Genomic DNA, 14014 nt, shown 5'->3' with positions numbered 1-14014 from the left:
CTAAATTTTCTGAATATTTAACTTGAATCCTCCCTATCATGAAGGATTTTCAGTTTATCATGTTAAAATACTCTCATTACCTACTATAATTCAATGTTATTTCGAAGGCGTTTTACATAATTACGACTGACTGGAATCGGTTGCTCATCATACCTATCTAAATACAAATTATACGTGCCATTATAATAAGGTTTCAGTTCTTTTACATATGACATATTAATTAAATAGCTTTTATGTACACGTAAAAAATCATATGCATTTAGCTTATTTTCTAATTCCTGAAGTGTATATGTTGAAATATACTGATTATTCGTTGTGCAAATTGAAACAGTTTTATTTTCTTTATTTTTACTTACATATACGATATCTTCTGGAAGAATATATCGTATACCCTCTTGACTTTCTATCGGTAGTTTCCGCAAATAACTCTTTGCTTTCTCACCTTGTTCTTTACCTATTTTATATAAAAGAAATTGTAAATCTTCTTCACGAAATGGTCGCAATAAATAATAAAATGCTTGGAAACGAAAAGCTGTAATAGATTCTTCTATGTTTTCACCTACAAAAATAAATTTTGTATAGCAATTTATTTCTCGTAATAAACTTGCATATTCAAAACCAGTACCATCTAGTAATTTGGAACTTAAAAAAACAAAGTCTGGTATATGTTTTTTCATCATAAATAAAGATTCTGTTCCTGTCTTTGCTTCAAAACATTCTACATTTCTCATATTTTCAGTGAAATTTTCAGCTAACTCTCTTCTCTCTTCTGCCTCTTCCATGATCAGTAAAATTTTCATTTCTTCAACCACCTAATTCTTTGTCCATATGTCCTGTTGTATACATTCGCTTTTATAAGAAATAATCCCTTTTTCTTACTATACCATTATTTATCTAAAAAAACAGAAAAAAGGAAACCACTTCGGTTTCCTCTCCCCTTTTATCCCGCACTAACTGCCTATAAAGAGCCGAGTAGTGTAGGATAATAAACGGTCAGGGATACGTTTAAATTTTCACTTTATACTAATTCTCGTTGCTTCGTTTCCTGTCCAAGTATTATTACAGCGAATACACCAATTAAAATTGATCCACAGAAAATCGTAAATATTAATGATAGTGAAGCTTCTGAAGCAACTAAATATCCCACTAATAGTGGCCCAAGAATACCACCAATACGACCAAATGCTGCTGCCATTCCTGCACCTGTACCACGAATAACCGTTGGATACTGCTCAGGTGTATAGGCGTATAATGCTCCCCAAGCACCTAAGTTAAAGAAGGATAGTAACATACCTGCCACGATTAATACTGTTAATGAATCCGCAACCCCAAACAAATAAGCACTGCAAGCTGTCCCGATTAAATACGTAACCAAAACAAATTTACGACCGAGACGTTCAATAAACCAAGCAGCTGTGAAATATCCTGGAAGTTGAGCTAATGTCATAATAAGTACGTATTGGAAACTTTTTATTAAACTAAATCCTTTTAGCACCATTACACTCGGTAACCAAAGGAACATTCCATAATAGGAAAAGACAACACAAAACCATAGAATCCATAGCATAATTGTTGCTTTACGATATTCCCCAGACCAAACTGATTTTATATTTTCAATAACAGATGGCCTTTTTTCAACTTTTTGGAACCTTGGGGAATCCGGTAAATTCCATCTTAAATATAAAGCATATAATGCTGGAACTGCACTCAATACCATCGCAACTTCCCAACCATATTTAGGAATAACAAAATACGAGATAAGAGCTGCAATTAGCCATCCACCTGCCCAAAAACTTTCTAATAACACAACAATTTTCCCACGCTCATGCGCTTCAACACTCTCTGATACTAGTGTAGAGGCAACCGGAAGCTCTCCGCCAAGCCCCATACCAATTAAAAAGCGTAAAACGAGAAACATCGCAAGTGTCGTCGTTAATGCAGTTAAACCACTACCGATAGAAAATAATAATAATGTAATAATAAAGACTGATTTTCGCCCTATTTTATCTGATAGTATCCCAAAAATAAGCGCTCCTACTGCCATACCGATTGAGTTAATACTGCCTATCCAGCCCATTTCTTGCGTACTTAATCCCCAATCCTTTTGCAAGGCTACCATTACAAATGAAAGCATTCCAACATCCATTGCATCAAATAGCCATCCAAGCCCAGCTATACCAAGTAGTTTGCGCTTCGAAATTTCTTTTACCTTGCCCACTAGAAGTCCTCCTCACACAGGTGTCTTTACACATCATTTTACATGTGTGAATTGTATAAGTAAAATACTTTTGTGTAAAAAATTCTCCTTCATCATTCCCAAAAAGTAAAACGTCTATCCCGATTGGTGAGAGCTAATAATCAGTGGGGATGCCTCACTGATTAAAGTTTCAATTTATTAAAAATGAACAAATAAAAAAAGCAGCGATATTTCGCTACTTTTTCGAACGCATTACTTCTTTTAAAAATTCCGCTAATACTAACTGACGACGCCAGCGTGTTGGATTACTGCATAATCTATAAAACCACTCTAAATGAATCGCTTGAATCCATTTTGGTGCACGTTTTACCTCTCCAGCCCATACGTCTAAACTTCCACCCACTCCAACAGCCATTTTCGTTTCTAAACGATGCTTATTGTTTTGGATAAAGTTCTCTTGTCTCGGGAAACCAAGTGCAACAAGTAATAAATCTGGTTTTGCTTCTTGAATGCGAGAAATAATATTCTCTTCGTCTTCTTGTTTAAAATAACCATCTTGTATACCGGCGATGGATACAGCTGAATATGTCTTTGTTAAATGATCTGCTGCAGCTTGTACAACATGCGGCTTTGCACCTAATAAGAAAACAGATACCGGCTTACTATCTTCTGATAACTTCGCAAGTAAATTACACATTAAATCAAAACCTGCTACACGTTCTTTTAAAGGTGTACCAAGCATCCCGCTTGCCTTTACAACCCCAATACCATCAGGTGTAATTAAATCTGTATTCAATAATGTTTGATAGAACTTTTCATCCTTTTTTGCGCACATAACAATTTCAGGGTTTGCTGTTACTACCTGAAACGTATGAGTTCGCTCCGCTTCTAGTTGTTCTTTTAAATATTGGACCGTTTCATCCATTGTCATTGTAGAAAAAGGAACGCCTAGAATATCAACTGTTTGTACTGCCATAGTTAACTATCCTCTCTATCATTACAAGTTTTTCGCTATTAATTGCTTATATGTTTCCTTTGTATCTTCATATAGTTTTTGAAGTGAGAAGTTCATAGTAGCATGCTCATAAATATGTTTACCCATTGCTGCTAACTCTCCAGTTTTCCACTTATCATACGCTTCTTCTAAAGCTAATGCTAATGCCTTTCCATCACCTGTCGGCACAATCCATCCGTAAGTTTCATCTACGATTAATGGTTCAATTTCTCCAGCCCTAGTCACAATTGATGGTACGCGTTGATTTGCCGCTTCTAATAAAACTAGTGGGAACCCTTCACTATGGGAAGTTAATAAATTTACATGTGACGACGCAAATAATTGTTTTACATCTTGACGATGTCCTAAAAACTCTACTTTATCGTTAATCCCTTTTTCAGTAGCTAATGACTTTAGATTTTCTTCTAATGGGCCATCGCCAACTAATAATACTTTAATTTTCTCTAATTTTGTTTGTTGTAACGCATCGAATAAAACTTCATGTCCTTTGACAGGATGTAATCGTGCTACTTGGATTGCCGTAAATACATCTTCATCAATATTGAACATTTCTTTTTTATTATAGTCTTCTGCTTTTTCCTTATCGTATTCAATTCCATTATAAATAACATGCATCTTTTCATTTGAAATACCTAATGCTGCCAGGCTTTTTTTCAATCTATTTGTTACAACGAAAAATAAGTCTATATTTTTTAAGGCTTTCAAATTTAATTTCGTAAAAATCCAACCTTTTAAGCCCTGTTTAGTAAAGTCTTGAAATGGATCACTATGAATAGTCGTTACCCATTTTGCCTTTATTCTCTTTTTCATTAAAGAAACATAGAAATTAGCCCTAGGGCCATGTGTATGAACTACATCGAATTTTTCTTTATTAATAAATTCACTTATATTCTTTAAAATGGATAAATCATAGCGCGATTTTTGTGAAAACACATGGACTTTTATCCCTAACTCCCTTGCTTCCTTCGCAACAATTCCATCTTCAAATACTGCTAATTCTACTTCACCAGTTGGAAACTGATCGAGAAGTGAAATAATATGTGTTTTCCCTCCCCCATCTTCTGCTCCTGCATTCATATGCAATATTCTCATATTTTTTCCTCCTTTAGATCCTCGCTACGTTTCCATCTATTTTTATTTTACTGTACTAAAAAATAAAAGCTAACAAAAGTTAGCTTTTATTTTTATCATTCAATTTCTAGGTCTACTATTAGATAAGCTAACACCACTACAAAGTAAATCCCAACTCCTGGTGCTGTTAAAATATGTCCTGCAATATAAGCAATACCTAACGCTAACAATAAGCTTGCTGAAATCATTCCATATTTTATATTAAATATGTCCTTAAATCTCGTAGCAAATGCTAGTAGAATTCTTAGCCCGTAATAAATAAATGGAATCATTAGTAATACAAAGCCAATAATCCCGAAATCATAAAACCAATCATGGAAGTCCATTTCAATTAGTTTTGGATCTGGCTGCTTTTGTTCATTGTATTTAAAGTTACCTGCATAACCCATTCCTAATAACTTTTGTGACATTGGTGCTTCTTTAAAGAACTGCTTATGTCTTTCTTCATATACTTGACGTCCACTGAAAATAAGATTTTCTTGATTTTCTTTCTTTTGCTCTTTCTCAAGCTCTTTCTTAACTTCCTCTTCTATCTTCGCCTTTTCTTCTGGCTTTTCAACTTTATGGTGATTTTCTTCTTTTTCTTTAAGTTCTTGCTCTTTTTTCAGCTTCTCTTTAATTTCTTTTTCTTTTTGACCTTGCTGCGCCACATTTTGCTCTGATAAATAATTATTGTGAATACCCATATTTTGTGCTAATGGCGTTTGTTTAAACGTTCCAACTACACCAGCTAATAGGACAATAGCAATTACTGCATTAAGCGCAAGGGATTTTTTGTTCGGATTTTTTCTATTAAATAATAATTGTAGTACAATGATTCCGATTGCTGCCGCTAACGTAGCACCAATTGAGCCCATTCCTACCTTTGTACCAACTTGAATTAGCGAATAAATCATTAAAAGTGATGGAATCCAATATAAAATGTGTTTCCAGCTCTTTGTTTTTTGAATAGAATATAGTACTACAATAGGGAAAATAATAGCTAAGATTGAACCTAGTTCATTCCCTGCATAGAACCAACCTCGAGAACCAACCTTCATCCATTCATAACTACCAAAATCAGTAGATGTTGAAATAGAAATAACCATAATTGCGTTAATGATTAATGTAGAATATACAATACTATTTCGAACCTTATCACTAATATTAACTGTCTTTTTCAATGATTTTAAAGCTAAAATGTATGATCCCAGCATGATATATATATATAATGCTTTCGCAACGAATTTAACTTCTTCACTAAGTACAATAGGATCCTTAACTAGTTTGTTATTAATAAATCCTACTCCTAAAACTCCGGCTAATAATATAAGATAAATTAAAAACTTTCTATTTTCCTTCTCTTTTGCCTGAATTAAAATGTAAATGCCACCAACAGCCATAATAAGGAATCTTACTAAAATTCCAACGGTAGCATTTGACTTTAATAAAGTGATGCTAAGAGACGTTAATAAATCTAAAACAGGCTGTAAAATAATAAAAAAGAGCAAAAAACGCTCAAATCTAACCCTAGCTTGATTTGCTAACATTCCAAGACCTCCATACAAAATCTTAACATTATCTTTTAATCATAATTTTTATCTTCAAAACACACCTAGCAATTATAACATAACTCATATTTAAATTGAGAACTTATTTTTATGCCGAAACTAACCAAATCTAGCGTAAGTAGTACTAGAAAACATTATCCTTTAGCTATCCTTCCCTATCTCTATAAAAACTATCTAACACTCTTCTACTTATTATCAGCATTATAGTAACATTTGTTAATTCATTTATAAATATATAAAATTTAATAACTACACGCAAACACCCACTCGGCTATCCTACAACTAAAGATTAACCTTGCTCCGTTTTCTTCTAAACATTTTCAAACGCTTTCTTTATGTATTTTATCCGTTTTTCTACATGTAGCGAAAAGTAATTGTTATTTCCAATACTTTAGTGTATATTTTTTCTCTGGAACATCTTTAAGAGGAAGGGATTAAGGCCATGTTATTAATCGATATATTTACGTTTCTTGGCATTATCGCCGCTGCCATTTCTGGTACATTAGTTGGTTTAAAAAAAGATTTAGATTTATTTGGTGTCCTTTGTTTAGCTGTAGCTACTGCGCTCGGCGGCGGTATTATTCGTGATATCATGATTGGTAACCTGCCCCCTGTCGCATTTGTAAAACCCATTTACTTTTTCGTAAGTGTATTATCAGCATTATTTACTTGTATGTTTTTTGAGCGCATCAATAAACTTCAAGTCGTTATTATGCTTTCTGATGCTGTTGGCTTAGGCGTTTTTACAGCTATTGGTGCAAATGCGGCAATGTCACATCATGTTGACGCCTCATTTCTAGTTGTTTCAATGGGAGTCATTACAGGTATTGGAGGCGGTATTTTGCGTGACATTTGTGCTCAAGATATCCCTTACGTATTCCGAAAAGAAATTTACGCAATCGCTTCTATCTTAGGAGCAATTAGCTTCCTAATCACACACGCTATGGGGGCGCACGTATTAGCTTTCTATGTTTGTTTATTAGTAACATTCGTTATTCGTGTCGTCACTGTAATATATAATGTGCATTTCCCCGTTTTCTTTAAAACACATGCTAAAATTAATAAAGGCCATTAAGAGAATTCTAGATAGAATTCTCTTAATTTATATACTATTCAACGAACTAATATAGAGTAATTATATATAAGCATATATAATTACTCTATATTAGTTTTAAAATTGAAAACGTTTTATATACAGGGGGAAGAATGATGCTTGGGGTTTTCAAAAAAAATATTAATAAAACACATGCCAGTATAATCGAATTAAGTAAGGACCAACAAATAACTTTTAATGTACCTACTAATTCTGAATTAAAAATTCAAATGGATATGCTACATATTTCAAAAGAAGATTTACAAGTTGTAAAAGTACTACAGCCTTTTATTTATGCAGAAATTGATTGGATTACTGAAAAATTCTATGCCAACATTACAAAACAACCTAATTTAATTACTATTATTGAGCGTTACAGCTCTATTCCAAAACTAAAACAAACTTTAAAAACACATATTAAAGAATTATTCAGCGGCCATATGCATGAAGATTTTATTGAACAGCGTGTTAGGATTGCCAAAAGGCATGTACAAATTGGTTTACATCGAAAATGGTATACTGCTGCTTATCAAGAATTATTCCGCTCTATCATGAAGATTTTGCAAACAAAAATAACGACAATCGATGATTTTTCATATTCTATAAATGTCATAAATAAATTATTCACTCTTGAACAAGAACTTGTTCTTGCAGCTTATGAATCTGAATATGAAAGAATGCAAAAAGAGCTTGAGAAAGAAAAAGAATTAACTGCTATGACAATTACGCATATCGCAACAGAACTAGCTGCTGTATCTGAAAAAACAAGCTCTTCTATTCAAAAACTAACCGCCAAATCTGAAACTATTGTAGAGATTGCTAAAACAGGTACATCATTAGCTACAACATCTGAAGAAAAAGCAAATAAAGGGAAAGAACAATTAAACCAGCAGAATAAACGAATGGGATCTATTCAAATGAATATGGAAACGATTATTACAGATACTCATGAACTTCTCAATATTTCTAACAAAATTAATGAAATCATAGATATTGTTAAATCGATTGCGGAGCAAACAAATTTACTCGCACTAAACGCTGCTATCGAGTCTGCACGTGCTGGAGAATTTGGGAAGGGGTTTTCTGTTGTTGCTGGTGAAATTCGAAAATTATCAGAGCAAACGAAAGAATCTATATTTAACGTTACAAAGCTCGTCGAAAAAACAAATGAACAAATTACTCGTGTCTCGTCTTCCGTGAAACAAATTAGCTCTCTCGTATCGGAAGGAACGGATAGTATGTCGGCAACAGATCGATACTTCCAAGAAATTGTAAAAGATATGTCTAACTCAAAAGAACAGAATAAGAAAATTGAACACGAACTACAAGCTATTTCACAAGTAATGAAAGGAATTCAAGATGATTCCTCACAAATGGCTCTAACAGCCGATAATTTGCAACTAGAACTAAATCGATAAGATGAAATTTAGTAGTCAGGCATACTTTCCATCTGCACTGACTACTAAATTTCACCTTCCATCAAAAAAAGAATCCAGAATGGATTCTTTTTATTTTCTGAAAAATATTTTTTGACAATACACATAACTCATATAAACACCAAAGCTCTGCAAAATAAACAATGCCGGCATAATTACATTGTAATATGCCATATCTACTTGGAAGAGCTTTAGCAATACGTAGCCACTAATTAAAAATAAGAACAACATATATCCCTCATTTTGTTGTTTCTTAATAAGGAAGTGTAATAGAGCTATAGTCATAAACAATGTTACGGCTATATAAATCAGTTTTTCACATTTGAAAAGAATAGAATTTATCCCCTCATCCGAAAACTGATTTATCATCGGTTCTAAAAGTTTAAATCTTTCTCCCTCAATCTCTTTTAACTTTTGATCAATATGCTCTGTTACACTTTGATTTTTTGATATTTTTTCCTCATGTTTCGTTTTTCCAATTAAGACAGATTGAACATATGTCTCATTCGCAATCGTATATTGTGATAATCCCATTGTCTTAATTCCATAATTCACACCAAAATGAGCGCTATAAAATAGAATAAGTATCCCTATCATCTTTAGTAACACTTTTTGTTTCGTTGCTGATTGAAATACTTCAATTAATAATACATATACCGTGATAAAAATAGGAAGAAATAATCCCATTGGGAAAATCATATTACTAAATGCAAATAAAATCGCTGAAAACACCCACATATAAGGATGATCTAATCCTTTATATAAAAGTATGTAACAAGCAAAATAAAATAAAAATATTGCAAGTGACTCAGGAGTTAATACGGAACTCATGAATATATTTGGAATATACAGAGCATAAAAGATAGAAGCAATACGACCGCATTCTTCTCCAAAAACCATTCCCGCAATACGATAAATAAATAATGCTGTTCCTGTGCAAAATAGCACATTAAATAGTTGTAAAGCGAATAATGAATCACCAAATATACGAATAATTACCGACTCATATATAATAAAAGGTAAATGAGTTACAGTCCCTATATTATTACCAATTGCAATCTGCTTTGCAGACTCATACATCACTTTCATATCACCAATTATTGGAGCATCTACAAATAACAGCATACTAAGCCTCACAACTATAGATATACTTATAAGAAAAATAAGAAATTGTTTATCTGTAAAACGATATTGTAGAATTGATGCCACTAACAAAATGAGTATGACGAAAATTGCTAATATGATTGTTACACTTGTTGTACTTCCTCCAAAAAATTGCTTACTTGTCTCAAATGCTGCCCAACAACTATAAACCAAAAATGCGAGCATCGCACCGATTGTAATTTTATTGAAGAAAGATGAAAAATTTGTTTGTATATGATTCATATGTCCATTGCACCTCTATTTCCATTCATAACAAAACGATTCTATCATGAATGGGTACACGGCTGATAGGGAATTTCTATGACAAATACATAGTCATTACTTTTTACTTGCAATGTAAGCGAATCCTCTTTTACACTACATTTTAGATAAAATAAATTTTCTTTCAGTTACATGAATACAAATACAGAAGTTTAAATAATCCTCTTTTGGAATACACTTTACTTCATTAAATATCTAATATGAGTAATCTGCTTACACATATTATTCTGATTGAAAACAGACTATAGGGGCTGAATATATGGAAAAGAAATTCATGCGAGAATCTAAGGCAATTAAGACAACACGTGTTTTTCCTAACGATTTAAATAATCACCAAACACTTTTTGGAGGGAAATTATTAGCAGAAATTGATAGTATTGCTTCAATTGCGGCTGCAAGACATAGTCGTAAACATTGCGTAACAGCATCTATTGATTCAGTTGATTTTTTAACTCCAATTCACCAAGCTGATTCTGTTTGTTATGAAGCATTTGTATGTTATACAGGGAAATCTTCAATGGAAGTTTTCGTAAAAGTAATCGCAGAAAACTTATTAGCAGGCGAGCGTAGAATTGCCGCTACTTGCTTCATTACATTTGTAGCAATAAAAGATGGAAAACCTTCGTCCGTACCACAAGTACTCCCTGAAACTCAGGAAGAACATTGGTTACACACAACCGGTTTAGAACGCGCGGAAAACCGAAAAAAGGACGTTTAAAAAGTAAAGAGATGGCTGAAGTTTTAACTTTAAGTAAGCCTTGGAATATTTAACATAATCTTCTCATCATACATGCACAGGTCCTTCCTTGCATGTATTTTTTATTATAAAAAATACTATCGCTTGCTTCATCAATGCGGAATGGATAGCGCTTCATTAAAAGATATATAAATAATAGTATTGGATATAAAGCAAATTGTAGGCGTAAGTACAATGCTAAAAAGTAGAAAATGTTTCGTTTTATGAGTATCAGCTAATTTTAAACTCCAATATAATAATCTCAATGAAAAAGAATAGAAACTGTCCTTCTGTTAAAGTTAAATTTTCCAAAACAATCTCTGGAGGATATACAGCTAATAAGAAAGTACCTATTAATCCTGCAGCGGGATTCAATAAATAAGTACCAATCTTATAAGTTAGTAAAATAATAAGTACCCCTAATAGGATAATAATTAATTTAGCTACAAAAAGGCCTTTATTGCCATTTACAAAAAAGTAAAATACAGTAACTAAAAACACTGGAAAACCTGGCATAATATGAATAGGTGGTTTATCCAGCTCATGATATATTAACATTCCTGTTTCCAATAAAATAGTTGCCGTTTTTTGATAACCTATATCATCGCTAGCTAGAGTCAAATCTGCACCATGTGTTTGTAAAGTTGCAAAACGAAGCGCAAATCGCCTTAACATTTCATATTTCCCCTTAAAATACATAATTTCCAAATTGCATTTCTATATTTTTACAAGAAAATATATTCTATAATAAATACTTTTTATACAAAGTACAATAATAGAAAGTTGATTTACAAAGTTTATATGCGTTAAACTGATACAGATGTTCTTGTAATCTTCTTCCTTTCAAAAGGCTTGTATATATGGTGCAAGACATAAAAAATTTGAGGAGATAAAAATTCTATGATGGAACAAAAACAACTTGTTTCTGTTGTCATACCTCTGTATAACACAGAAAAATATATTGAAGAAACAATGCAGTCAATACTGGATCAAACATATAAAAACATTGAAATTGTAATTGTAGATGATGGAAGTAAAGATCAATCACCTTCTATCGTAAAAAATCTTGCAGAAAAATATCCGGGGCAAGTAAAATACGTTCACCAAAAAAACCAAGGCGTTTCAGTAGCTCGTAATACAGGGATTGAAAATGCTAGCGGGGAATACGTCGCTTTCCTTGATAGTGATGACTTATGGCATCCAACTAAAATTGAGAAACAAATCGAGAGTATGCATAAAAACAACATGGATGCGTGCTATTGTGGTTATATGAATTTCTACGAAGAAACAGGCGAAAAGGTTGAGCATACAACAAACTTTATTAAAGGTGATATGGCAAAAGCATTCTTAACACACCAAGTTGTTGCTCAAACAAGTACTTGGATTTTCAAACGCTCTATCGCAATGAATCATAATATCCGTTTTACACCAGGATGTAGCTGGGGAGAAGACTTGGAGTTTTTATTTAAACTAATGAGTGTGACAAATGTATGCTATGTCGATGAATATTTAACATATTATAGAATCTTATCCGAAGGAAATCTTTCTTCTAAATATAAAGATTACGAATTAAAAACAACTAAAGAACTAGAAGTATTCAATCGTATGAAAGACTGGGTACATAATAAATCTCAAGACTTCATTACGAAAGACCCTCAGTCACTTATTGAGATTCTTGAGACTTATTTATTCCCTTATACGGTTATCAATAATGCTTGTATATACATTAAAGAAAACTCTCAATTAAATAATGCCCAAGTCCAATTAATCAAAAAAGATATAAAGAAATATTGCCGTAAAATCTATTCAAAAAATGGAAAGCGTAGTAAAAAACTATATGCAATGCTTTGGTTTGTGCGAATTAAATTTCTGTTTTCTTAAACTGAAAATATAGTACTCATCTCTCTTTCCGTAAACAAATCAAATTTACAAATAGGACAAACGAAAAAGGTCCTAAAGAATAGAAAGGTTTTTTCTCATGAAAACAAATAAGATTCTTAAAAATGCCTCCTACCTATTTGTAGGAAATATTACTGTTCGATTTGTACTTGCTATCGCGACGATTCTCTTCGCAAGATACGTTTCTCCCGGTGAGTATGGGATGTTTACAACTGCATTAGCTGTTTCCGCTGTTATTTGTTATTTCACAGATGCAGGTTTGACACATACGTTTATGCGTGAAGGAACGAGAAAGGATGCAAATATTAGCGTACTAATCAGTAGTTATTTACGCATTCGTTTCGTATTAGCTGTCGTAATTTCTGTACTCTTCGCTATTTTTGCTCAGTTCTTCTATACTGATGCCTACTTACGCGCCATGGTATATTGGGTTGTACTACCAACAATGTTTGGAGCAACTTTACAAGGTGTTGGAATGGCTTACTTCCAAGTAACAGAACGTATGCAATTTACAGCGATTATTTCTGTACTACAAGGTGTAACAGCCGCAGCTGCGCTTCTACTAGGAATGTCGTTGAAATGGTCACTTATGACGGTCGCTGCTATGTATGGGATATCTAGTCTTGTAACAGGAGTCATCGCCTTCATAATGGTACTCCGCCATACGACAGTTCATAAGGGCTGGGACAAAGGGATTTTAGATCAACTGCTGATTTTCACAATCAATGGCATTATTATTATGCTTTTACCGCAGTTAGGCCCTATTATATTAGAAAAAGTTTCGACGTATGAGCAAGTTGGATTCTTTGGAGCTGCATCGAAAATACCTGCAGTCCTTTATCAAATACCTGGTGTAATTGCAGCAGCCTTCTACCCAAAATTATTTACTTTTGGAAATGAAAAGAATATTGATGAACATAGAAAACTATCTCAGTTTGAATTAAAACTAATGTCTTTCTTAGGGATGGGAATCTCCATTCCATTTATCGCTGATCCAAGTTTTTGGATTGTTACTTTATTAGGCGAAGAGTATGCGCCAGCTGGTGATGCTCTTGCCATTTTAGCCTTTATGGTCATTTTACAATCTATTAACTATCCACTTGCTGATAATTTAACGACCATTGGTCAACAATGGAAACGTGCAACAACAATGGGAATCGGACTAGCTGTTGCCATTATAAGTTACATCGTCTTAGGTAGTCAGTTCGGAATGATGGGAGCCGCTATTGCCGCTATCCTTACCGAGATTACGTTATTAATCGGATTCACTCTATTTGTTCGTAAAGGCTTCTCGTTACTATTTAAAGGGATTATATTCAATACCTTAGCCTTTATATTAAGCTATATTCTATACCGTACAATATTAATTACCTTACCGCCACTAATTGCTTTAACAATTACTGGTATATTATACGGTATTATCGGTCTTGCAATTGATCCACAAATACGAGGATTGATTTTAGGATTTATAAATAAAAAGCTGGCTCGAAAATAAATAAAAATAAAANANNATATATATTATTATTATTATT

General features: G+C 33.0%; 10 protein-coding genes and 3 pseudogenes. 6 read left to right on the top strand and 7 right to left on the bottom strand.

The genetic code is table 11. The features are described from left to right. Positions 1–83 precede the first annotated feature (83 nt). The 5 genes from HMPREF1014_RS21070 to HMPREF1014_RS21050 all read right to left on the bottom strand — a co-directional run bounded on the left by HMPREF1014_RS21070 (position 84) and on the right by HMPREF1014_RS21050 (position 5872). Positions 84–800, bottom strand: coding sequence for a LytR/AlgR family response regulator transcription factor (locus HMPREF1014_RS21070; RefSeq protein WP_000698254.1), 717 nt, complete (start codon positions 798–800; stop codon positions 84–86). Between the two features lie 218 nt (positions 801–1018). After that, on the bottom strand, positions 1019–2218 hold the full coding sequence (locus HMPREF1014_RS21065; RefSeq protein ID WP_000521077.1) for an MFS transporter: 1200 nt from the start codon (positions 2216–2218) through the stop codon (positions 1019–1021). 214 nt (positions 2219–2432) lie between these two features. After that, entirely contained in the window at positions 2433–3173 is a 741-nt protein-coding gene (locus tag HMPREF1014_RS21060; RefSeq protein ID WP_000290748.1) for a WecB/TagA/CpsF family glycosyltransferase, read from the bottom strand. Positions 3174–3194: 21 nt separating this feature from the next. Continuing rightward, entirely contained in the window at positions 3195–4304 is a 1110-nt protein-coding gene (locus HMPREF1014_RS21055) for a glycosyltransferase family 4 protein (RefSeq protein ID WP_001221225.1), read from the bottom strand. Between the two features lie 95 nt (positions 4305–4399). Next, a complete protein-coding gene (locus tag HMPREF1014_RS21050) occupies positions 4400–5872 on the bottom strand; it encodes an O-antigen ligase family protein (RefSeq protein ID WP_000880769.1) in 1473 nt (490 codons plus the stop codon). Between the two features lie 463 nt (positions 5873–6335). Here HMPREF1014_RS21050 and HMPREF1014_RS21045 point away from each other — a divergent pair, with 463 nt between their 5' ends. The 3 genes and pseudogenes from HMPREF1014_RS21045 to HMPREF1014_RS32635 all read left to right on the top strand — a co-directional run bounded on the left by HMPREF1014_RS21045 (position 6336) and on the right by HMPREF1014_RS32635 (position 8404). Continuing rightward, the gene (locus tag HMPREF1014_RS21045) at positions 6336–6968 is read left to right on the top strand and encodes a trimeric intracellular cation channel family protein (protein ID WP_000924371.1); all 633 of its coding nucleotides are present in this window, start codon (positions 6336–6338) and stop codon (positions 6966–6968) included. 131 nt (positions 6969–7099) lie between these two features. After that, positions 7100–7648 (top strand): annotated as a pseudogene (locus tag HMPREF1014_RS32640) (protoglobin family protein); the annotation flags it as partial. Between the two features lie 15 nt (positions 7649–7663). Further along, on the top strand, positions 7664–8404 hold the full coding sequence (locus tag HMPREF1014_RS32635) for a methyl-accepting chemotaxis protein (protein WP_370940964.1): 741 nt from the start codon (positions 7664–7666) through the stop codon (positions 8402–8404). Between the two features lie 90 nt (positions 8405–8494). On the opposite strand, the gene HMPREF1014_RS21035 is transcribed toward HMPREF1014_RS32635, so the two are convergent. Continuing rightward, on the bottom strand, positions 8495–9808 hold the full coding sequence (locus HMPREF1014_RS21035; RefSeq protein ID WP_001015650.1) for an ArnT family glycosyltransferase: 1314 nt from the start codon (positions 9806–9808) through the stop codon (positions 8495–8497). A gap of 298 nt (positions 9809–10106) precedes the next feature. Here HMPREF1014_RS21035 and HMPREF1014_RS21030 point away from each other — a divergent pair. Further along, a pseudogene (locus HMPREF1014_RS21030) lies at positions 10107–10618 on the top strand (acyl-CoA thioesterase). A 61-nt stretch (positions 10619–10679) separates the two neighbouring features. On the opposite strand, the pseudogene HMPREF1014_RS21025 reads toward HMPREF1014_RS21030, so the two are convergent. Continuing rightward, positions 10680–11282, bottom strand: a pseudogene (locus HMPREF1014_RS21025) (4-amino-4-deoxy-L-arabinose transferase); the annotation flags it as partial. Between the two features lie 201 nt (positions 11283–11483). On the opposite strand from HMPREF1014_RS21025, the gene HMPREF1014_RS21020 reads away from it, so the two are divergent. After that, positions 11484–12464, top strand: a complete 981-nt coding sequence (locus tag HMPREF1014_RS21020; protein WP_000970526.1) for a glycosyltransferase family 2 protein — start codon at positions 11484–11486, stop codon at positions 12462–12464. A 97-nt stretch (positions 12465–12561) separates the two neighbouring features. Then, positions 12562–13977, top strand: a complete 1416-nt coding sequence (locus tag HMPREF1014_RS21015; RefSeq protein WP_000856151.1) for an oligosaccharide flippase family protein — start codon at positions 12562–12564, stop codon at positions 13975–13977. Positions 13978–14014: the final 37 nt, after the last annotated feature.

Source organism: Bacillus sp. 7_6_55CFAA_CT2 (assembly GCF_000238655.1).
Classification (GTDB): domain Bacteria; phylum Bacillota; class Bacilli; order Bacillales; family Bacillaceae_G; genus Bacillus_A; species Bacillus_A cereus.
The sequence above is the reverse complement of the archived record's forward strand: the minus strand, read 5'-3'. Positions and strand labels throughout refer to the sequence as shown.